Origin of the sequence: Chromobacterium sp. CV08 (genome assembly GCF_051129845.1) — a bacterium.
Taxonomy (GTDB): domain Bacteria; phylum Pseudomonadota; class Gammaproteobacteria; order Burkholderiales; family Chromobacteriaceae; genus Chromobacterium.
The window spans coordinates 1,928,369-1,948,033 of record NZ_CP150453.1; the positions used below are offsets into that span (position 1 = coordinate 1,928,369).

A 19,665-nucleotide genomic window follows, 5' to 3' on the forward strand; every position below is an offset into this window, starting at 1 on the left:
TGTCATTTTTCGGCCTTGTCGGCGCATGGAGCGTGCGCGGGATTTCAGCCGGCGTCGTCGTGCAGGAAGTGTTTCAACATCGCCTGGACGATGGCCGGCTGGTCGTGGGCCGCGTGCAGGCCGGCGTTCTGTATGATGATGTGCGACAGATGGTGGTGTTGCCGGATCAGGCCGGCGGCCAGGCCGTAGGGCCGCCAGCTCTGGCGTTTGCATTGGCGGAATTCAGCCGCGCCGCTCCAGGGCAGCGCGTCCAGCCAGGCGTCGGCGCCCAGATAATTGCCCTCCAAGCAGTATTCGCCGTGATAGAGCAGCACTTTCAGCTTCTCCAGCAGCCGCGGAAACAGCGGCGCCGACGATTCCAGCCACGCGGCCTCCAGCAGCGATTGCGGCGTCGGCTTTAGTTCATTCAGCGAGCGCGGGTCTATGTGCAGGGCCTGCTGCACCGCCGGCCGGGCCAGGTACTCCTCGACCCGGCGGTGACGCGTCGACGGCGGATGGCGGACGTCGTCGAGATCGCGGCCACTGCACTGCCGGATGTAGGCGTTCATGTCCTGGGCGATGTGGCTGGCTTCCTTGCGCTGCAGCGGGGTGACGGCGGTCCGGGTCCGGATGTAGTCCTGGAGCATCGCCTCCAGCCGCTGCCTTTCCTCCTCGTTGATCAGCCGGTGCTGGCTGGCGTAGTCGATATGGCTGGGCAGCTGGATTTCCGGCGCGACCTGGCCGTTGCCCAATCCTATCCCCTTGAGATTGATCAGCGGCTGGCCGCAGCCGTTGCCGTCCAGTATGGCGTTGGCGAGCCGGGCCAGCGTGTGGCCGGTCTGGCCGGCGCCGAACAGATAGCAATCGACTTCGCGGTAGCGCGGCCAGCGCAGCAGGAATTCCTGCAGCGCGTGGTAGAGCTGTTGGCAGGACTCGTCGTGGCTTTCCGGCAGATAGCGCGGATGGGTGGAGAACGACAGGCCGTGGCCCAGCGGCTGGTCCAGCAACAGGTAGTTGGCATGGTGGTGCCAGCTGAACGGATTGGAGTAGACCCGGCCGCCGCTGTCCAGCAGATAGGGACCGTGCTCGTCGAACAGGGTGGCCAGCGCGCCGATGCCGGGACCGCTGTTGATCCATACCAGAAGCGGCGCCCGCTCGGGACTGCCGACCGCCTCGCTGAACCAGAAATACAGCCAGCCGCCGGCCGAGTCTCCTATGGACAGATAGCCGCACAGCTGAGTCGAGCGCACCGGACCGTAATTGGGCAGATGGCTCAGCGCCGCGCTTTCGAACAGGAAGGGATTGGCTTGGACGTTCATGGCCGGGTTATGCCGACGGCTTGTTGGTCTTGATCCGTTATAGCTGTCCTGGCAACGAATAACCGTTTATAAAAAAGGCGTGATTATTCACATATGCTTGCAGTTAAGTTCCGTCCGCCATCGGCCGCCTTGTCTCGGTAACGGCAGCGATGCCGCTTTACGACCAACTAGAGACGGAGCACCCCATGCTGAGCCTGTACACCAATATCGCGGCACTGAACACCAAGTCCAACATGAATTCCACCCAAAGCGCGCTGTCGACCTCGATGACGCGCCTGGGCACCGGCCAGCGCATCAACTCCGCAATGGACGACGCCGCCGGCCTGCAGATCGCCACCCGTCTGGACGCGCAAAGCCGCGGCATGACCGTTGCGATGAAGAACGCCCAGAACGGCATCTCGATGATGCAGACCGCCGAAGGCGCGCTGAACGAAGTGACCAACATCCTGCAACGGATGAAGGACCTGTCCACCGAAGGCGCCAACGGCACCGCCACCGCCAACGACAAGACCGCGATGCAGTCCGAGTACGACGCGCTGGGCAAGGAACTGAACAACATCGTCAGCAACACCACCTTCGGCGGCGAAAAGCTGCTGGCCAAGACCGGCGGCAAGCTGGCCGCGGCCGTGAACTTCCAGATCGGCGCCAGCTCCTCCGAAGTGATGTCCACTGACGTATCCGCGCAGATCACCGCGCTGGACACCGCTCTGCAAGGCGCTTCCGCCCAGTACAAGACCCCGAGCGCCACCGCCGGCACCGAAATCGGCGCCGCCGCCACCATCGACTTGCTGAACACCGCCCTGGACAGCGTCGGTGCCGTGCGCTCCGCCCTGGGCGCCAACTCCAACCGCCTGGATCACGTGGTCAACAACCTGAACAACGTGAACAACAACACCCTGGCGGCCAAGGGTCGCATCATGGACACCGACTACGCCAGCGAAAGCGCCACGATGACCGCCAAGCAGATGCTGATGCAAGCCAGCACCTCGATGCTGAAGCAAAGCGGCAGCATGAACAGCCTGGCCATGTCCCTGCTGCAGTAATATCGTTGCAGGCGGCGGTTTTCCGCCGTCGCACCGCAAGCCAGTGGCGCGAGCCGCTGGCTTTTTGCTTTATGGCGCCCGCCTTGTGTGGCGGCCGCGCGCCATTTATCGGTACAGGGCTGGTTGCGCCCTCCGGGGGTGAATATAATTGGCCGTTTTTGATGCGTGACGGAAAGAGGATGGCTATGCGAAAGGCCTTGTGTGCGTTGATAGGCCTGTGCTTGAGCGCTTGTGTCCTGGCGGATGCCGACCCGGTGGTGCTGACCGTGTCCGGCCGCATTGGCCGTTTCACCGATGCCAAGCGCGGGATCTACCAGTTTCGCGACAGCGATCTGGCCCGCTTGCGGCAGATGAGTTTCACCACCACCACCAGCTGGACGCCGTCGGTGACCTTCAGCGGCCCGCTGGTGCGCGACATCCTGGCCAAGGTGGACGCCAAGGGCACGACGGTGCGGGTGCTGGCGATCAACTATTACCGCTACGACATTTCCACCGTCGAACTGGTGCGGCGCAATGTGGTGCTGGCGCGCCGCATCGACAACAAGCCGTTCGACGTCGCGCACTACGGTCCGCTGTGGCTGATGTATCCGCTGCCGGAGATGACGGATTCCGAAAAGGGCCCGCCGCTTGACGCCAAGCTGGTATGGCAGGTCGAGGCGATGGAGGTGATGTGACGCTGTCCCGCGTGAAGCGCTATCTGCAGGCCCCGTGGTGGCTGATGCTGTCTCTGCTGTTGCTGCTGCTGGCCGCCGGCTGGAATTTCTACCGGATAGACCGCGCCAGCCAGGGGCTGATAGACAGCGGCAAGAGCGAGCAGCTGTACTGGACCGTGGCCCAGTTGCACATCGAGCTGGAGAAGACCCGGGCCGAGCTGATAGGCTTCGCCGCCGATCCCGAGTCGCAGGCCGATCTGCTGCAGCAGTTCCAGCTGCTGCAAAGCCGCTACCAGGTGTTCGAGGCGCCCGACAGCGTGCTGGTGCACCGCCAGCTCAGCAAGGTCAGCGGTTTCGAGGCGCTGGTCGGGGCGCTGAAGCCCTTGCTGCGCGACCAGGAGTGGCAGCGTCTGACGCCGCCGCTGGCGCGCAAGATGGTGGTGAGGATAGACGCGCTGAGACCGGTGCTGGCGAATTTCGCCGTGCAAAGCCGAGAGGCCGAGGTGTCCGCCCGGGTGGCGCGCACCAGCGCGCTGTCCAGCCAGCGTTCGCAGATGATGGTGCTGCAGCTGGTCTTGTGCGGCGGCATAGGCGGCATCCTGTTGATGCTGATGCGCTACCGGGAGCTGAAGGAGCTGGCCGAGGCGCGCCAGTCCTTGCTGGAGCAGGAGCGCGCCGCGCATCAGGCGACGGTGGCGCTGGAGCTGGACCGCACCACCTTCCTCGGCACGCTGGGACACGAGATACGCTCGCCGCTGCAGTCGATGCAGATGTGCATGGAACTGGTGGAGCCGGCGGTGGCGCCGCAGCCGGGCGCGCAGATGGCGCTGAAGCGGCTGAAGGCGGGCATGGGGCAGCTGGCCAGCCAGGTGCACGACATCATGGACATCTCGGCGATCAAGAATATGCAGCTGCGGCTGAATCCCGGCCGGGTCCGTCTGGCGTCGGTGCTGCGCGCCGTGCAGGACGTGATGCAGCCGCTGGCCGACGCCAAGGGGCTGACGCTGAACTGCCGCGTCGACAATCTGCCCGAGATGGTGCTGATGGACGAGATCCGGCTGCGCCAGATCATAGGCAATCTGGTTTCCAACGCGATACGCTACACCGATCAGGGCGCGGTGACGCTGACCGCCCGCGGCCAGACCTGCAACGAGCATATGGAGTTGCTGCTGCAGGTCAGCGACACCGGCATAGGCATCGCCGACGAGGACCGCCAGCGCATCTTCCAGCCGTTCAGCCAGGGGCGCAACCGCCGGCCGGGCAGCAGCGGGCTGGGCCTGTCCATCGTCAAGGAGCTGGTCAGGCTGTTCGGCGGCCACATCGAGATGGAAAGCCGGGTCGGCGCCGGCTCCGTCTTCAGCGTGAGGCTGCCGCTGCGCGAGGTGCAGGACCGCGACGTCAGCCGCAGCCTGCTGCTGGTCGACGACGACGAGGTGATACGCAGCTCGGTGGCCGACTGGCTGGCGCAGGACGGTTTCCAGGTCGCTTGCGCCGCGACGCTGAGCCAGGCGGCCGCCTGCCTGGCCCAGCAGCGCTTCGACATCCTGCTGCTGGACATGCAACTGGGCGAGGACAGCGGCTATCTGCTGGCGGAGCTGGCGCGCAAGCAGCCGCAGCGGCCGCTGATGCTGGCGATGAGCGCCGACCCGACGGAGTTCTCCGACGCGCGGGCCGCCTGGTTCGCCGCCAGGCTGGACAAGCCCTTCGACGGCCCGCGACTGCGCGAGGCGCTGGCGGCGCTGCCGCTGTGACGATGTTTTAAAGCGCTGCCTTGTTCGCAACAGGCCTTGAACAGGCTCTGATGTGGACAGTCTTCGGGCGGGCGGCATGGCCGGGTACGGCTTGTGATACGCCGACTTGAGCGTCGGCCTGTGCGGCAAGCGCCGGCGTGACTTTAGTCACGCGAGCCGCGTTTCCAGACTTCATTGCGAGCACGGATTCAAGTAATTCCTCGCCCGGATTCCTTCGGGCATCCCGTTCCGCGATGGGTTTTTCAGTCAGCATCGATGGCCTCCTTTAGACCCGCTAACAAAAACCCTGATCCTGCGTTGCGCCTCCTTGTCGTACTACTTGTACTGCCTGCGTCGGCGCGCCTTGGCTCAGGTACGCTGCGCGGTTTTGTTGGCGGCTCTTAATGAAAACGCCATTCTCGACGGGCGAGAGTGGCGTTTTTCATCGTCGGCGGCGGAAATGGAGAGGCCGCTTCAAATTTATGGGCGTTGTCCGCCGTCTCAGGCGTGTTCCAGCGCGTTGGTGACCATGTTCTTGATCTGCAGCGCCAGGATGGAGCCGGGCGTCGGCTTGCCGATGTAGTAGACGCCGGGCATCTGCAGCGCCTTGGACAGCTCGCTCTCGTGCTCCAGCGCGTAGCCGGTCAGCACGACGATGGGCACGGTCGCCGACTGGCGGCGTATCGTCTCGATCACGTCCATGCAGCTGGTCGGCTCGCCGAGCACCCAGTCGAGCACGAAGGCGTCGAAGTCCTCGTGCGGCAGCGCCTGCAGCAGCGTCTGCGGATGGCTGTACGGCAGGGCGAACAGGCCCTGCTGCACCAGGATGGCCGACAGCAGGTCGGAGTCCTTGTCGTCGAGCACCGCGACCAGCAGCCGCTTGGTATTGGCGCGGGTCGGCGGGCGTATCGTCAGGTAGGTGACCTCGTAGCCGTCCTCGCCGTCGAACTGGGTGCCGGGGAAGACGTGCCAACAGTCGTGCAGGCGCTTGGCCAGCAGCAGCGGCGAGCAGGAGTCGTCGGCCAGTTGCTCGCCCAACTGTATCCAGCAATGCGCCTCGCCGCTGTGGCTGTTCAGGTGCAGGATGGCCGGCGTCAGCTCGTTGCCGGCCGGGATCTGGCTGTCCTGCTGGGCCGGGTCTATCAGCAGATTCGATGTCGGGATGTTCAGGTAGTGGGCTAGTCTCTCCACCTGGGCCAGCTGCCACGGGCTGCTGCCGTTCAGCTTGCGGTAGGCCTGCGAGGTGCTGAGGCCGAGGATCTGTTCTATCAGGCCGGCCTGCTGGGCCTCGGGCCAGCGGAACTGCTCCAGCTGGCTGCGGATATTGTCGCAAATGATCTGGTTGGCGGACTTGGGTGTCGACATGGGCATATACCGTCACAGGAAATTCATATTCGTGATGCTAACACCCATGCGGCCGGCATGGCGGGTCAATCCGCGCAAAATGGCAAATTTCCCTAATTTGCGAAACATGCATTTGCATTTTCACAACATGCGAAAAATTACAATAGTAATTGCAAGAACTGACCATACCAGTCCGAAACGCGCCTTCGTCAGCCCAGCGTGCCGGTCAGGCTGACCTGGCGATTCTCCGGCACCTCGTTGTACGACAGCACGTTGAGGCCGGGCGCGAACAGCCTGCCGTAGCGCGCCAAGAGCGGTCGGATCTGCGGCATCACCAGCAGCACCGGCGGCTGTCCCAGCTGCTTCATCTGGTCGCGCACCGCCGGCATGCCGGTCTGCAGCTGCTGCAGCACATTGGGATCGACCGGGAAGCTGTCCAGCTGCGGCTTGCCGGTCTGCTGCGCCTGCGACAGCGCGCCGAGCAGCAGGTTCTCCAGTTCGGCCGACAGATTGAAGGCGCGGATCTCGTCGCGCGGGCCGGCGATGGACTGCACGATCTGCCGCCGCAGCGCGCAGCGCACCTCGGCGGCCAGCATGATGGGATCCTTGGTGCTGTCGCTGGCCTCCAAGAGCGCGGTGGCGATAGGCACGATGTCCTTCAGCGACACATTGTCCTGCAGCAGCTGGCGGAAGGCGCGCAGCTGCTGCACCGGCGTCAGCGCCTGGTTCAGCGCCGCCGCCAGCTTGGGCGCCAGCGCCGCCAGCCGTTCGGACAGCGCCGTCACGTCGTCGTGGCGGAACAGCTCGGCCAGGTGCTCGCGCATCACCTTGTTCAAATGGGTGGCCATCACGCTGGCGCAGTCCACCACCTGGTAGCCCAGGCCCAGCGCCTTGCCCTTGTCGGCCTGGGCTATCCAGGTCACCGGCATGCCGTAGGCCGGGTCGATGCCGGGGACGCCGTCGATGTCGCCGTAGACGTCCGGCGAAGGAATCGCCATCAGCCGGTCGGCGTAGACCTCGGCCTCGGCGACGGTGCCGCCCGACAGCTGTATCGCGTATTGCGACGGCCTGAGCCTGAGGTCGTCGCGCAGATTGACCGTCGGCAGCAAGAGGCCCATCTGCTCGGACAGGCTCTGGCGCACGCCCTTGACCCTTTTCGTCAGCGGCGCGCCCTGGCCGGCGTCCAGCAGCGCCACCAGCCGGTAGCCGAGCGCGATGCCCAACGTGTCGGCGTACGGCAGCGTGCTCCATTCCAGTTCGATCTCGGCCTCGCCTTGCAAGGCCGATTTGACCGCCGCCTGGCTGGGGGCGGCGGAGGCGGGCGGCCGGCGCGCGTGCATGCGCCAGGCGACATAGCCCAGGAGCGCGGCGAAGCCGAGGAAGGTCGGCCACGGCATGCCGGGGATGACGGCCAGCACCAGCATCATGCCGGCGGCGCTCATCAGCACCGTCGGCGACGCCAGCATCTGGCTGCCGACCTGCTTGGGCATGTCGGCCTCGTCATTGATGCGGGTGACGATGATGGCGGCGGCCGACGACAGGAGCAGCGCCGGAATCTGCGCGACCAGACCGTCGCCTATCGTCAGCAGCGCGTACTGGCGGAAGGCGTCGCCCATCGACAGATCGTGCATCAGCGCGCCGATGGCGACGCCGCCGAACAGGTTGATGATCAGGATCAGGATGCCGGCGATGGCGTCGCCGCGGACGAATTTGGACGCGCCGTCCATCGCGCCGTAGAAATCGGCCTCGGTGGCGATGTCGCGGCGGCGCTGCTGTGCCTGCTCCTGATTGATCAGGCCGGCGTTCAGGTCGGCGTCTATCGCCATCTGCTTGCCCGGCAGCGCGTCCAGCGTGAAGCGGGCCGACACTTCGGAGATCCGTTCGGCGCCCTTGGTCACCACCATGAAGTTGATGATCATCAGGATGACGAAGACCACCATGCCGACGACGAAGTTGCCGCCTATCACCACATTGCCGAAGGCCTCGATCACCCGGCCGGCGGCATGCGTCCCCTGGTGGCCGTGCAGCAGCACCACCCGGGTGGACGCCACGTTCAGCGACAGCCTGAGCAGCGTCGTGGCCAGGATGATGGTGGGGAAGACCGAGAAGTCCAGCGGCCGCCGCGCCGACACGCTGACCAGGATCACGATGATGGCCAGCACGATGTTGAAGGTGAACAGCATGTCCAACGCCAGAGGCGGCAGGGGCAGCATCACCATCGCCAGGATGGCGAGGAGGAACAGCGGGGCGGCCAGCTTGTGGCGGCCGATGTCGGCAAGCAGTTTGGTCAGCGAGTTCATGATGCGGGCTCGGGGTCGGACAATTCGCGCGGGACCGACAACTCCGGCAGCACCGGATTGTTGCGGCGGCTACCCGCCTGGAACGCCTTCAGTTGCAAAACATAGGTCAGCACCTGCGCCACCGCGCGGTACAGCGGCGCGGGGATCTGCTGGTTGACCTGGGTCGTGTGGTAGACGGCGCGCGCCAATGGCGGCAGCGGCAGCACCGTCAGCTTCATTTCGTCGGCCAGCTGGCGGATGTACAGCGCCATCTCGTCGACGCCCTTGGCGACGATGAACGGCGCCTCGGCGCGGTCCTCGTCGTATTTCAGCGCCACCGCGTAGTGGCTGGGATTGACCAGGACCACGTCGGCGCCGGGCAGCGCCTTGCGCACGCCGCGCTGGGCCAGCTGGCGCTGCAGCTGGCGTATGCGCTGGCGCACTTCGGGGCGGCCCTCGGTGTTCTTGTATTCCTCCTTGATCTCCTGCTTGCTCATGCGCTGCTGCTTCAGGAACAGGAAGACCTGCAGCGGCAGGTCGGCCAGCGCGAACAGCAGGAAGACGGCGGCGAGCTTCAGCAGGCAGGACAGCAAGAGGTCGGCGGCCCCGGCCAGCGTCGGCAGCAGCGGCATGCCGGCGAGGGCGAAGAAATCGCCGAGCGCGGAGGAGGCGATGCGGTACAGCAGCCAGCCCAGCAGCAGCGCCTTGGCGATAGACTTGCCGATTTCGCTGGCGTGCTTGGGCGAGGCCAGCCGCGACAGGTGGGCCAGCGGGTTCATCCGCTCGAACTTCGGGCTGATCTGGGACAGCACGAAGATCCAGCCGCCGGGAAACAGGCTGATCAGCAGCATGGTCAGCGGGATCAAGGCCAGCGGCGCCAGCATCTTCAGCGTCAGCAGCAGCGTGCCGGCGAACAGCTTGGACCAGCTGTTCTCCAGCGCGCCTTCGCCGGCCAGCGAGGCGAAGGCCAGCGCGAACAGCCGACGGAAATCATCCAGCCAGTCCGGCGCCAGCCAGAACATCAGCTTCAAGGCCAGGACCAGGCCCAGCGCCGCGGCCAGGTCCTTGGAGCGGGGCACCTGGCCCTGCTCGCGCGCCTTGCGCAGCCGCTGAGGCGTGGCCTTTTCGGTCTTGTCGCCCTGGCGCGTCTCAGCCATGGCCGGCCGCCAGCAGCGTGTCGAGCAGGCGCAGCGTCTGCCCGCTCAGGCTCAGGTATTGCGGCGGCAGCACCTGCATCAGCAGGCTCAGCGTGCCGAGGCCGAACAGCGTCACCACCGGGAAGCCCAAGGAAAACAGGTTCAGCGCCGGCGCCACGCGGTTGATCATGCCGAAACCGGCCTGGACGACGAAGGTGGCGAACACCGCCGGCAGCGCCAGCACCATCGCCGCCGACATCACCCAGCCGACGCTGGCGGCCAGCGCCGGCAGCGAGGCCTGCGGAATGCCGCCGCCCAGCGGCCAGGCGCGGAAGCTGGCGTACACCACCTGAACCAGCACCAGGTGGCCGTCCAGCGCGAAGAACAGCAGCGCCGCCAGCAGGTAGAGCAGGCCGGACACCACGTCGGAGCTGTTGCCGTTGCCCGGATCGTTCATCACCGCCATCGACAGGCCCATCTGCGACGACAGCAGGAAGCCGAGCAGCGCCAGCACCGACATCGTCAGCTGGAAGGCGAGTCCGAACAAGAGGCCGATGACAGCCTGTTCGACGCTGGCGGCAACGCCGGCGATGGTGAACGGATCGATGGGGGAGTGGGCCGGCATCGCCGGCAGGCAGGCGACGGCCAACAGCAGCGCCAGGCCGATGCGGGCGCGCATCGGCACCACGGCGTCGCCGATGAAGGGGGCGACGACGAAGGCGGCCATCAGGCGGCAGAACGGCCACCAGACCGCCGGAATCAACTCCAGCAACTGGGCGTACAGGCCCTGCATCGTCATCCGACCTGGCTGGCGGCGCGCTGGAACATCGCGACGCAGAAGTCCATCAGGTAGCCGGTGATCCAGTGGCCGGCCAGCGCTATCGTCAACAGCACGATCAAGAGCCTGGGCAGGAAGGACAGCGTCTGCTCGTTGATCTGGGTCGCGGCCTGGATCAGGCTGACGACGACGCCGACGATCAGGCTGGGCAGCACCAGCAGCACCACCAGCGTCACCACCACGCGCAGGCTGTCGTTGACGATGTCGACGGCGATATCGGGCGTCAGCACGGCTTCATCCCTCCTAATAGGCCTGAATCGACGTGACCAGCGTGTTGACGGTCAGCGACCAGCCGTCCACCAGCACGAACAGCAGCAGTTTCAGCGGCAGCGAGATCACCAGCGGCGACAGCATCATCATGCCCATCGCCATCAGCACGCTGGACACCACCAGGTCTATCACCAGGAAGGGGATGAACAGCATGCAGCCGATCTGGAAGGCGGTTTTCAATTCGGACAGCACGAAGGCCGCCAGCTTGACGGTGAAGGCGTGGTCTTCCGGCCGGGCGACGTTCTCCTCGCCGGACAGCTTGGCCACCTGCGCCAGCGCGGTCTTGCCGGTCTGGGCCAGCATGAAGCGGCTGATCGGCTTCGCGGCGATTTCCAGCGCCTGCTGCATCGTGATCTTGTCCTGGTCGAACGGCGCCAGCGCCTCGTTCCACACCTGCAGCCCGACCGGGCGCATCACCAGCAGCGTCAGGATCAGCGCGACGCCGGTGATCAGCCGGTTGGGCAGGCCCTGCTGCAGGCCCAGCGCCTGCCTGAGCAGCGACAGCACGATGACGAAGCGGGTGAAGCTGGTCATCATCAGCACCAGCACCGGCAGCAGGCCCAGCGCCGTCATCAGGATCAGGATCTGGGTCTTGATCGTGAAGTCGACGGAGGCGCCGCCGGCATTGGCCGACAGCAGCTTCAGCGGCTCGGCCCAGGCGGGCGCGGCCGCGAGCAGGGCGGCCGCGATCAGCGGCAGCGTAGCGACGCGCCGCATCAGGCCAGGCTGTCCAGCTGCAGGTCGTTCAGCTCCAGCACGCGCAGGCCGTAGTTGTCGCCGGACACCACCACCTCGGCGCGGCCGATCACGGTGCCGTTGACCTTGATGTCCAGCGGCTCGCCGGCGATCTTGTCCAGTTCGACGACCGAGCCGGCGCCGATCTGGCACAGGTCGGCCAGGCTGATGTCGGCGCTGCCGACCTCCAGCGTCAGTTTGACGGGGATCTTGCGCAGGAAGGGCGTCATGTCGCGCGGGACCGGCGCCGGCGCCGCAGTCGTGTCCGATGCGGCGTCCAGGCCGTCCAGGATGCCGTCCAGGTCGAAGTCTTGATTCAGTTCCATCCGGGTTCCTTATTCGATGTCGGCGAAGCCGCTGAGACACAGCTTGCCCTGGCGTTCCGCGACCTGGGCGCCGAACAGCGGCGAGCCGGACACGCAGGCCAGCGCGCGCGGCGGCAGCTTGATGGGCAGCACGCTGCCGGGTTTGAGGTCGAGGATGGCGCCGAGCGGCAGTTCCTGCTCCAGCAGGCGGGCGTTCAGCCTCAGCCTCAGTTGCTCGCTGAAGCGGGTGTGCTCGACCGCGCCGGGCAGGCGGGGCCGCTGGCCGGAAAGGCTTTGCAGCAGCGCCTCGAAGGCGACGGCGTCCAGCCGCAGCCTCAGCGTGCCCAGCGCCTTGTCGCCGTCGCTCAGGTCCAGCTCCAGCTGCCAGGCCGGCTGCGGCGCGAACGGCAGCTCGCGCGGCGCGGCCTCGGGCGCGGCGGCGCCGAGCCGGCGGATCGCGTTCGCCAGCCGCGGCAGCAGCCGCTCGGCCAGGTTGCGGCCCAGCCGGCGTTCGGTTTCGGTTTCGTCCGGCGTCTCGTCCGACTGGACGGCGGCGCCGAAGCGGTAGTCGAGTATGCCCAGCAGCAGGCTGCGGTCGAAATGGCTGCCCAGCCGCCAGTCGCCGAGCGCATGCCAGCGCCAGCGCCGCTCGTCGGCGGGCGGGGGCAGCTGGCGCAGCGCGGCGATGTGGAAGGAGGCGCGGTAGCGGCGGTTCAGCTCGCGGTCGAGGAAGTCGCCCAGTTCCTGCTGCAGGGCGCGGTCGAACAGCGGCAGCAAGTGTATCGGACGGCCCAGGGTGCGCAGATCCAAGGCCTGCAGGCGGGCGCCTTCCTCGGGCGCAACGATTTTGGCTTTGGGCATGGCGGTATTCGTTTACGGGCGGCGGCTGCGCGGCAGCCTCCGGCGATTGCTGGGAGTGTGCATCTTACTGGCTGTCCGCCAACGGTAAAGGGGGAAAATTCACGGTTTACATTGTGAAAAGTACCGGCTGATTGATAAACCATTAAGTTTAAAATCCGCCAGCCTGCCTAAATAAGGCGACGCCTGCGCGCCCGCAGCGTTTCGATACCGTTGATTAAGGATGTGTGATGGCCACCAATCTGGGCTTGATGATTCATGCCGACCGCAAGCAGCTGCTCTCCGATATGGGCGCGATCGGCCAGGGCGCCGCCGCGCTGCCGCGCCCGGCCGGCGACGAGGTGCCGGCCGGCCATAGCTTCAGCCAGGCCATGGTGTCGGCGGTGAAGGATGTCGACCAGCAGAACCGCCTGGCCTCGGAAAAGATGACCGAGGTCGACAGCGGCCAGAGCGACGACCTGGTCGGCGCGATGCTGATGAGCCAGGAGGCCGGCCTGTCGTTCTCGATGCTGATGCAGGTGCGTAACAAGGTCGTCGGCGCCGTCGACGACCTGATCAAGATGCAGCTGTAACGGGAGCGGACGTGGTCAAACAATTGCGCAGCGGCCTGGCCGCGGTTCAACAAAGAATGGCCGGCCGCGCGTTGCCGCCGGCCGCCGCCTGGCGCTATCTGCTGCCCATCGTGTTGTTGGCCGTCGGCCTCAGCGTGGTGGCGACGCTGTGGCTGTGGCGCGACGACGCCAGCTACAAGCCGGTGTTCGGCGCGCAGGAGAAGGTCAACGGCGCCGACATGATGGCGGCGCTGGACGCCGACAAGATTCCCTACCGCATCCATCCGCAGACCGGCCAGGTGCTGGTGCCGGACGCCGATCTGGCCCGCGCCCGCATGCAGCTGGCGGCCAAGGGCGTCGTCGCGCAACTGCCGGCAGGGCTGGAACTGCTGGACAAGAACGATCCGCTCGGCGTCAGTCAGTTCGTCCAGGACGTGCGTTTCCGCCGCGGCCTGGAGGGCGAGCTGACGCAGAGCATACAGGCGCTGGACCCGGTGCGTTCGGCGCGCGTCCATCTGTCGCTGCCGCGCAGCACCTCCTTCGTCACCGCCGGCAACGAGAAGGGCTCGGCCTCGGTGGTGGTGAGCTTGAAGCCGGGGCAGCAGCTGTCGAACGAGCAGATCGCCGCCGTCGTCAAGCTGGTGGCCGGCAGCGTGTCCACGCTGGAGCCGTCGCAGGTGACCCTGGTCGACCAGGCCGGCAATCTGCTGTCCGCCCACGTCGATCTGTCCGACGGCGGCGTCGCCGGCAACGACAGCGAGGCGGCGAAGCGCTTCCGCCAGGAGGCGTTGCAGAACGTCCGCGACCTGCTGACGCCGGCGCTGGGCGCCGACAACTACAAGGTCAGCGTCACCGCCGACGTCGACAACGACCGGGTCGAGGAGACGCGCGAGAAGTACGGCGAGGCGCCCAAGGTCACCAACGAGGCCTCGCGCGAGGAAACCAGCACCGAAAAGATGGCGCTGGGCGTGCCGGGTTCGCTGAGCAACCGTCCGGTCAACACCGACGCGTCCGGCGGCGCCGGCGAGAAGGCCGGCAACAGCAAGAACGCCGTCACCCGCCAGTACGCCTACGACCGCAACATCACCAATATCAAGCGCGCGCGCGGCACGCTGCGCCGCCTCAGCGTCGCGGTGGCGCTGAATCAGGCCGCGGCGCCGAGCCGCAAGGGCTGGCAGCCGGCCGAGCTGGCCAATATCGACAAGCTGCTGCGCAACGGCCTCGGCATCAACGCCGCGCGCGGCGACGTGCTGGCGGTGTCGACGCTGCCGTTTGCCGCCGCGGCGCAGCAGGAGCCGTTCTGGCAGCAGCCGGAAACCTGGTACGAGGGCGCGCGCTGGGCAGGCTACGCGCTGGCGCTGCTGCTGGCCTATCTGCTGCTGGCGCGGCCGCTGCTGAAGATCGCCCGCCAACTGGCCGAGCGCAAGCTGAAGGACTACGCGCCGGACGAGCTAGACGTGACGCCGGACGATCCGCTGCTGGACAAACGCCCGCCGCGCGAGGCCGCCGGCCAGCGCCAGGCGGCGTTGGCGTCGGCGGCCGCCGCGACCGACAGCCCGGTGGTGCCGCTGCTGGAAAATTACGATCTGCCGCCGGCCGGCTCCCCGGTCGACGTGCTGGTGGACCACCTGAAGGCGCTGGCGGCCAAGGAGCCGGAGCGGGTGGCCGAAGTGGTCAAGCAATGGGTGCAGAACAATGGACGCAAACAATAATCCGGCGCCGGAGTCCCCGGCCTACGCGCCCCCGGCGCCGCCGGCCGGCAACGGCCAGATGAGCGCGATCGAGCAGGCGGCCGTATTGCTGCTGTGCATGGGCGAGGAGCCGGCCGCGGCCGTGTTGCGCTGCCTCAGCCGCGAGGAGCTGCTGCAGGTGACGCAGGCGATGTCCGGCATGAGCGGCATCAAGGTGGACGCGGTGAAGGCGACGATGCAGCGCTTCTTCGACGAATACCGCGAGCAGAGCGGCGTCCACGGCGCCAGCCGCAGCTTCTTGAAGCGCTCGCTGGAGCTGGCGCTGGGCGGCGACATCGCCGGCAGCGTGCTGGACACCATCTACGGCGACGCGATCCGGCCGAAGATGGCCAGGCTGCAATGGGTGTCGCCGCAATGGCTGGCCGAGCGCATCGCCGCCGAGCACGTGCGGATGCAGGCGGTCTTCCTGGCCTTTCTGCCGCCGGCGCTGGCCGGCCAGGTGGTGGAGGCGCTGCCGGCCGCCAGCCGCGACAGCGTGCTGGTCAATGTGGCGCGGCTGACCGACGTCGACCGCGAACTGCTGCACGAGCTGGAGGAACTGGTCGACCGCTGTCTGGAAAGCCTGCACACGCAGAGCACCGCGGTCGAGGGCATGCAGCAGACCGCCGACATCATCAACCGGCTGCCGGGCGACCGCGGCCGGATGATGGAGCTGCTGCGCGCGCACGATCCGGACATCGTCGACGAGATCGAGGTCAGGATGTACGACTTCTTCATCCTGTCGCGCCAGACCGAGGCGGTGCTGATGCGCATCTGCGAGGACATTCCGCTGGAGCAGTGGGCGATCGCGCTGAAAGGCGCCGAGCCGGCCGTGCGCGACGCCATCGTCCAGACGATGCCGCGCCGCCAGGCGCAGAGCTTCGAAGCGACGATGCGCCGCTCCGGCCCGGTGCCCAAGAGCCGCGTCGAGGAGGCGCGTCGCGACATCATGGCCCAGGTGCGCCAGCTGGCCGCCGCCGGCGAGATAGACCTGCAGCTGTTCCCCGAGGAAGTGGTCGAGTGAAATCCTGGCGCCCCTTCCGTTTTCCGCCGCTGATAGACGGCGCGCCGCTGGCGCCCGAGGCCGCCGCCGAAGTGCAGGCCTCGGCCGCCGACGGCTTCCGCCAGGGCATGGACGCCGGCTATCGCGAAGGCTATGACAGCGGCGAGGCCGCCGGCCGCGACGCCGGCTACCAGGCCGGCCTGGAGCAGGGCCGCGCCGAGGGCGCCGCCGCCGCGCGCGCCGAGACGCTGGCCGGACTGGCCTCGCTGGGCGCGCCGCTAGAGGCCGCCATCGACCAACTGAACAGGCTGTGCCGCGACTACCAGGCGGCGCAGCGCGACGAAGTGGTGGAGCTGGTGGCCAAGGTGGCGCGCCAGGTGATCCGCTGCGAGCTGGCGCTGAAGCCGGTGCAGATACTCGACTTGGTGGAAGAAACGCTGGCGGCGCTGCCGCAGGGCGCGCATGCCCGCGGCGAGGTGACGGTGCTGCTGAATCCCGAGGAATGCCAGCGCATACGCGAGCTGGCGCCGGAGCGCGCCGCAGAATGGAGGCTGGAGGCCGATCCGGCGCTGGCGCCGGGCGAATGCCGGGTGCGCGGCGCCGAGTTCGAGGCCGACGCCGGCTGCCAGCAGCGGCTGCAGCACTGCGTCGACAGCCTGCGCGAACAGCTGCGGGCCGAGGAAGGCTAGGCCATGCTGCGCCAGGCCCTCAGCCAGCTCTCGGTGCCGGACGCGCCGGTCGCCACCGTCAGCGGCAAGCTGGTCGGCGTCAGCGGCCTGCTGCTGGAGAGCGTGGGCTGCCCGCTGCAGACCGGCCAGCGTTGCCTGGTCGAGACCGGCAACGGCGGTTGGCTGCAGGCGCAGGTGGTCGGCTTCCGCCGCGAGGTGTCCTTCCTGATGCCGTTCAAGAAGCCGGTCGGCCTGTCCACCGGCGCGCGCGTGCTGCCGGCGCCCGAAAACGGCGGCCTGATGGTCGGCCACGGCTGGCTCGGCCGCATCGTCAACGGCCTCGGCGAACCGCTGGACGACAAGGGCAGGCTGTCCGGCGACACGCCGCTGCCGGCCCATCCGCCGCAGATCAATCCATTGCGGAAAAAACCGGTCGACGCGCCGCTGGACGTCGGCGTGCGCGCGATCAACGGCCTGCTGACGATGGGCCGGGGCCAGCGCGTCGGCCTGTTCGCCGGTTCCGGCGTCGGCAAGAGCGTGCTGCTCGGCATGATCACCCGCCATACCGAGGCCGACGTCGTCGTCGTCGGACTGATAGGCGAGCGCGGCCGCGAAGTGCGCGAATTCGTCGAGCACGCGCTTGGGCCGCAGGGCCTGGCCAAGGCGGTGCTGGTCGTCGCGCCGGCCGACGAGTCCCCGCTGATGCGGCTGAAGGCCACCGAGCTGTGCCACACGCTGGCCGCCCACTACCGCGACCGCGGCCGCAATGTGCTGCTGCTGGTCGATTCGCTGACCCGCTACGCGATGGCGCAGCGCGAGGTGGCGCTGGCGCTGGGCGAGCCGCCGGCGACGCGCGGTTATCCGCCGTCGGTGTTCGGCCTGCTGCCCAGCCTGGCCGAAAGCGCCGGCAACGGCGAGGGCGCGGGCAGCATGAGCGCCATCTACACGGTGCTGGCCGAGGGCGACGATCAGCAGGACCCGGTGGCGGACACCGCGCGCGCCATCCTGGACGGCCACATCGTATTGAGCCGCGAACTGGCCGAGCGCGGCCACTATCCGGCGATAGACATCTCGCGCTCGGTCAGCCGCTGCATGGGCCAGCTGGCCGACGCCGGCCACGGGGCGGCCGCGCGCGACGTGCGCGGCGCCTGGAGCCGTTATCAGGAAGTGCGCGGCCTGTTGCCGCTGGGCGCCTATGTGCCCGGCGCCGACGCCGCCACCGACCGCGCGCTGCGGCTGCGGCCGCAGATCGAGGCGCTGCTGTGCCAGGCGGCCGACGAGGCCGCGCCTTACGCCGACAGCCTGCGGCGGCTGCAGGAGCTCGCCGCCTCATGAACCAGCCGCTGAGACAACTGGACCTGCTGCTCGGCCTGCGCCGGCGCGACGGCGAGAAGCTGGAAGCCGAACTGGCCGCCAAGCGCCGCCTGCAGGACCGTTATCGCCGCAATATCGAGCGGCTGGACCAGCTCAGCGCCGCCAGCGGGGCCAGCGCCGCCGCCGGGCATCCGGCGCTGGCGCTCAATTGCGCCGGCTACAAGAGCCATCTGGCCGGACTCAGGCAGTCGCAGCAGCAGGATTTGCGGCTGGCCGAGGCCGACGCCGAAGTCAGCCGGCAGCGGTTGCAGGCCGCGCAGCGGCGCGAGGAGCAGGTCAAGCTGCTGCGCGACGAGGCGGCCGCGCAGTGGCGGCTGCTGCAGGCGCGCGGCGAGCAGAAAGGCAGCGACGAGGCCGCCGGCCAGGTCTGGCTCAGGGGTGGCGGGAGATGGTGAATATTCACGGCGTTTCAGTCCGCGCGCGCGGCGGTCGCCCTGTAACGGTGCAGACCATTGAATAGCGGACGAAAGGGATAGCGATGGCGATAGATTTCAACGCGATGCCGCCCAGCACCTGGGCGGACAACCTGGCCAAGAACAGCCTGGGCAAGATGCAGAGCGCGCTGGACACCCAGACCAAGGCCTCCAAGGCCCGCAGCGACGCGCTGGGCCAGCTGCAGAAGGCGCTGCAGGACTATCGCGGCAGCCTGACGACGCTGACCGGCAAGAAAAGCCTGGTGGCGATGAACGCCAGCGCCAGCCCGGACGGCGTGGCCACCGTCAGCGCCAAGGGCAACGCCCAGCCGGGCAGCTACAGCCTGTTCGTCGAGCAGCTGGCCACCGCGCAGCAGCTGGCGATGGGCGATCTGTCCGCCGCCACCGCGCAGGCCGGCGACAAATTCACCGTCAAGCTCGCCGGCGGCGACAGCTTCGACGTGCCGATGGCCGGCGCGGACCGCGACGGCGACGGCAAGCTGTCCGTCAGCGAGCTGGCGCTGGCGATCAATCGCGCCAGCGGCAACGCCGGCAAGGTCAGCGCCATCGTGCTGAACAACAACGGCGTGAGCCAGCTGGTGCTGTCGTCCGGCAAGACCGGCCAGTCCGGCGCGATCTCGCTGGATCTGAGCCAGGTGTCCGACGCCGGCCTGAAGAGCGGCCTGTCGACGTCGAAGGAGCTGACCCAGGCGCAGGACGCCGTGGTGTGGCTGGGCGGCAAGGGCAGCGGCGTGCGCATGCAGCAGGCGTCGAACACGCTGAGCAATATCGACGGCGTCAGCGTCACCATCAACAAGGCGATGAAGGACGGCGACGCGCCGCTGCAATTGACGGTGGCCCGCAGCGACAGCGACACCACCGCCAACGTGCAGTCCTTCGTCGACGCGTACAACAAGATCTACAAGGCGATTTCGGACCTGTCGCAGCCGGGCACCGGCGGCAACGCCGCCGGCCCCTTCGCCGACGATTCCAGCGTCCGCGGCCTGAAGAACCAGCTGAACGCCATCCTGCGCCAATCGTTCGACGGCGTGACGCTGGGCCAGCTGGGCATCAGCGCCAGCCGCGACGGGACGCTGACGCTGGACAGCAAGAAGCTCGGCGACACGCTGAAGAACACGCCGGACGCGCTGGACCGCTATTTCAACGGCGTCAGCCAGAACGGCGCGTTGAAGCAGAGCGGCGACTACCTGGACAAGTGGCTGAACTACAGCAGCGGCATGCTGAAGATGCGCAAGGACAGCGAAGACCGCACCGCGAAGGACCTGGGCCGCCGCCAGGACGCGTTGCAGCAGCAGTACCAGCAGCTGTACCAGCGCTATCTGGCGCAGTTCACCCAGCTGCAGGGCATGCAGGACCAGATGACCCAGACCATGGGCATGTTCAATTTCAACTGATTCGAGAGAAGCGGGATCTAGA

At 67.5% G+C, this 19,665-nt stretch carries 20 protein-coding genes; 10 read left to right on the forward strand and 10 right to left on the reverse strand.

From position 1 onward, the window contains the following. Positions 1-44: 44 nt before the first annotated feature. Entirely contained in the window at positions 45-1,298 is a 1,254-nt protein-coding gene (locus tag WNM05_RS09320; protein WP_434634406.1) for a S10 family serine carboxypeptidase-like protein, read from the reverse strand. Between the two features lie 185 nt (positions 1,299-1,483). Between WNM05_RS09320 and WNM05_RS09325 the strand changes: the two genes are divergently transcribed. The 3 genes from WNM05_RS09325 (at position 1,484) to WNM05_RS09335 (ending at position 4,745) form a co-directional block, all read left to right on the forward strand. Continuing rightward, the gene (locus tag WNM05_RS09325; RefSeq protein WP_434634407.1) at positions 1,484-2,341 is read left to right on the forward strand and encodes a flagellin; all 858 of its coding nucleotides are present in this window, start codon (positions 1,484-1,486) and stop codon (positions 2,339-2,341) included. 179 nt (positions 2,342-2,520) lie between these two features. Then, the gene (locus tag WNM05_RS09330) at positions 2,521-3,015 is read left to right on the forward strand and encodes a hypothetical protein (protein WP_434634409.1); all 495 of its coding nucleotides are present in this window, start codon (positions 2,521-2,523) and stop codon (positions 3,013-3,015) included. After that, complete coding sequence (locus tag WNM05_RS09335) at positions 3,012-4,745, forward strand: ATP-binding protein (protein WP_434634411.1); 1,734 nt, start codon at positions 3,012-3,014, stop codon at positions 4,743-4,745. The genes WNM05_RS09330 and WNM05_RS09335 overlap by 4 nt, the downstream gene beginning before the upstream one ends. A 7-nt stretch (positions 4,746-4,752) precedes the next feature. Here the strand turns inward: WNM05_RS09335 and WNM05_RS09340 are convergent, their stop codons facing one another. The 9 genes from WNM05_RS09340 to WNM05_RS09380 all read right to left on the reverse strand — a co-directional run bounded on the left by WNM05_RS09340 (position 4,753) and on the right by WNM05_RS09380 (position 12,492). Further along, positions 4,753-4,998: a hypothetical protein gene (locus WNM05_RS09340; protein ID WP_434634412.1), complete on the reverse strand. Its 246-nt coding sequence runs from the start codon at positions 4,996-4,998 to the stop codon at positions 4,753-4,755. A 227-nt stretch (positions 4,999-5,225) separates the two neighbouring features. After that, positions 5,226-6,089 (reverse strand): helix-turn-helix domain-containing protein, encoded by an 864-nt coding sequence (locus WNM05_RS09345; RefSeq protein ID WP_434634414.1) that lies wholly within the window; start codon positions 6,087-6,089, stop codon positions 5,226-5,228. A gap of 188 nt (positions 6,090-6,277) precedes the next feature. Further along, positions 6,278-8,368 carry a flagellar biosynthesis protein FlhA gene (locus WNM05_RS09350; protein WP_434634415.1) on the reverse strand — a complete coding sequence of 697 codons (2,091 nt, stop codon included), beginning with the start codon at positions 8,366-8,368 and terminating at the stop codon, positions 6,278-6,280. Continuing rightward, entirely contained in the window at positions 8,365-9,504 is a 1,140-nt protein-coding gene (gene flhB / locus WNM05_RS09355; RefSeq protein WP_434634416.1) for a flagellar type III secretion system protein FlhB, read from the reverse strand. Before flhB ends, WNM05_RS09350 begins: the two co-directional genes overlap by 4 nt. Then, entirely contained in the window at positions 9,497-10,282 is a 786-nt protein-coding gene (gene fliR / locus WNM05_RS09360; RefSeq protein ID WP_434634417.1) for a flagellar biosynthetic protein FliR, read from the reverse strand. The genes flhB and fliR overlap by 8 nt, the downstream gene beginning before the upstream one ends. Next, positions 10,279-10,551, reverse strand: a complete 273-nt coding sequence (gene fliQ / locus WNM05_RS09365) for a flagellar biosynthesis protein FliQ (RefSeq protein WP_011136551.1) — start codon at positions 10,549-10,551, stop codon at positions 10,279-10,281. The genes fliR and fliQ overlap by 4 nt, the downstream gene beginning before the upstream one ends. Positions 10,552-10,564: 13 nt before the next feature. After that, positions 10,565-11,308: a flagellar type III secretion system pore protein FliP gene (gene fliP, locus WNM05_RS09370; RefSeq protein WP_434634419.1), complete on the reverse strand. Its 744-nt coding sequence runs from the start codon at positions 11,306-11,308 to the stop codon at positions 10,565-10,567. Further along, on the reverse strand, positions 11,308-11,652 hold the full coding sequence (gene fliN, locus WNM05_RS09375) for a flagellar motor switch protein FliN (protein WP_434634421.1): 345 nt from the start codon (positions 11,650-11,652) through the stop codon (positions 11,308-11,310). The genes fliP and fliN overlap by 1 nt, the downstream gene beginning before the upstream one ends. Positions 11,653-11,661: 9 nt before the next feature. After that, complete coding sequence (locus WNM05_RS09380; RefSeq protein WP_434634424.1) at positions 11,662-12,492, reverse strand: FliM/FliN family flagellar motor switch protein; 831 nt, start codon at positions 12,490-12,492, stop codon at positions 11,662-11,664. Between the two features lie 227 nt (positions 12,493-12,719). On the opposite strand from WNM05_RS09380, the gene WNM05_RS09385 reads away from it, so the two are divergent. From WNM05_RS09385 to fliD, 7 genes are all read left to right on the forward strand, one after another. Further along, a complete protein-coding gene (locus tag WNM05_RS09385) occupies positions 12,720-13,061 on the forward strand; it encodes a flagellar hook-basal body complex protein FliE (RefSeq protein ID WP_434634426.1) in 342 nt (113 codons plus the stop codon). Between the two features lie 11 nt (positions 13,062-13,072). After that, a complete protein-coding gene (fliF, locus tag WNM05_RS09390) occupies positions 13,073-14,752 on the forward strand; it encodes a flagellar basal-body MS-ring/collar protein FliF (RefSeq protein WP_434634429.1) in 1,680 nt (559 codons plus the stop codon). Further along, the gene (locus WNM05_RS09395; protein ID WP_424644923.1) at positions 14,736-15,794 is read left to right on the forward strand and encodes a flagellar motor switch protein FliG; all 1,059 of its coding nucleotides are present in this window, start codon (positions 14,736-14,738) and stop codon (positions 15,792-15,794) included. The genes fliF and WNM05_RS09395 overlap by 17 nt, the downstream gene beginning before the upstream one ends. Beyond that, positions 15,791-16,462 (forward strand): flagellar assembly protein FliH, encoded by a 672-nt coding sequence (fliH, locus tag WNM05_RS09400; protein WP_434634431.1) that lies wholly within the window; start codon positions 15,791-15,793, stop codon positions 16,460-16,462. Before WNM05_RS09395 ends, fliH begins: the two co-directional genes overlap by 4 nt. Positions 16,463-16,465: 3 nt before the next feature. Next, positions 16,466-17,776 carry a flagellar protein export ATPase FliI gene (fliI, locus tag WNM05_RS09405; RefSeq protein ID WP_434634432.1) on the forward strand — a complete coding sequence of 437 codons (1,311 nt, stop codon included), beginning with the start codon at positions 16,466-16,468 and terminating at the stop codon, positions 17,774-17,776. Beyond that, positions 17,773-18,210, forward strand: coding sequence for a flagellar export protein FliJ (gene fliJ, locus WNM05_RS09410; RefSeq protein ID WP_434634435.1), 438 nt, complete (start codon positions 17,773-17,775; stop codon positions 18,208-18,210). Before fliI ends, fliJ begins: the two co-directional genes overlap by 4 nt. A gap of 83 nt (positions 18,211-18,293) precedes the next feature. Further along, positions 18,294-19,643 (forward strand): flagellar filament capping protein FliD, encoded by a 1,350-nt coding sequence (gene fliD, locus WNM05_RS09415; protein WP_434634437.1) that lies wholly within the window; start codon positions 18,294-18,296, stop codon positions 19,641-19,643. Positions 19,644-19,665 lie beyond the last annotated feature (22 nt).

Coding starts and splice junctions, on each gene's coding strand:
- WNM05_RS09320 (WP_434634406.1), bottom strand. CDS start 1,298: ATGAACGTCCAAGCCAATCCCTTCCTGTTCGAAAGCGCGGCGCTGAGC.
- WNM05_RS09325 (WP_434634407.1), top strand. CDS start 1,484: ATGCTGAGCCTGTACACCAATATCGCGGCACTGAACACCAAGTCCAAC.
- WNM05_RS09330 (WP_434634409.1), top strand. CDS start 2,521: ATGGCTATGCGAAAGGCCTTGTGTGCGTTGATAGGCCTGTGCTTGAGC.
- WNM05_RS09340 (WP_434634412.1), bottom strand. CDS start 4,998: ATGCTGACTGAAAAACCCATCGCGGAACGGGATGCCCGAAGGAATCCG.
- WNM05_RS09345 (WP_434634414.1), bottom strand. CDS start 6,089: ATGTCGACACCCAAGTCCGCCAACCAGATCATTTGCGACAATATCCGC.
- WNM05_RS09350 (WP_434634415.1), bottom strand. CDS start 8,368: ATGAACTCGCTGACCAAACTGCTTGCCGACATCGGCCGCCACAAGCTG.
- flhB (WP_434634416.1), bottom strand. CDS start 9,504: ATGGCTGAGACGCGCCAGGGCGACAAGACCGAAAAGGCCACGCCTCAG.
- fliR (WP_434634417.1), bottom strand. CDS start 10,282: ATGACGATGCAGGGCCTGTACGCCCAGTTGCTGGAGTTGATTCCGGCG.
- fliP (WP_434634419.1), bottom strand. CDS start 11,308: ATGCGGCGCGTCGCTACGCTGCCGCTGATCGCGGCCGCCCTGCTCGCG.
- fliN (WP_434634421.1), bottom strand. CDS start 11,652: ATGGAACTGAATCAAGACTTCGACCTGGACGGCATCCTGGACGGCCTG.
- WNM05_RS09380 (WP_434634424.1), bottom strand. CDS start 12,492: ATGCCCAAAGCCAAAATCGTTGCGCCCGAGGAAGGCGCCCGCCTGCAG.
- WNM05_RS09385 (WP_434634426.1), top strand. CDS start 12,720: ATGGCCACCAATCTGGGCTTGATGATTCATGCCGACCGCAAGCAGCTG.
- WNM05_RS09395 (WP_424644923.1), top strand. CDS start 14,736: ATGGACGCAAACAATAATCCGGCGCCGGAGTCCCCGGCCTACGCGCCC.
- fliI (WP_434634432.1), top strand. CDS start 16,466: ATGCTGCGCCAGGCCCTCAGCCAGCTCTCGGTGCCGGACGCGCCGGTC.
- fliJ (WP_434634435.1), top strand. CDS start 17,773: ATGAACCAGCCGCTGAGACAACTGGACCTGCTGCTCGGCCTGCGCCGG.
- fliD (WP_434634437.1), top strand. CDS start 18,294: ATGGCGATAGATTTCAACGCGATGCCGCCCAGCACCTGGGCGGACAAC.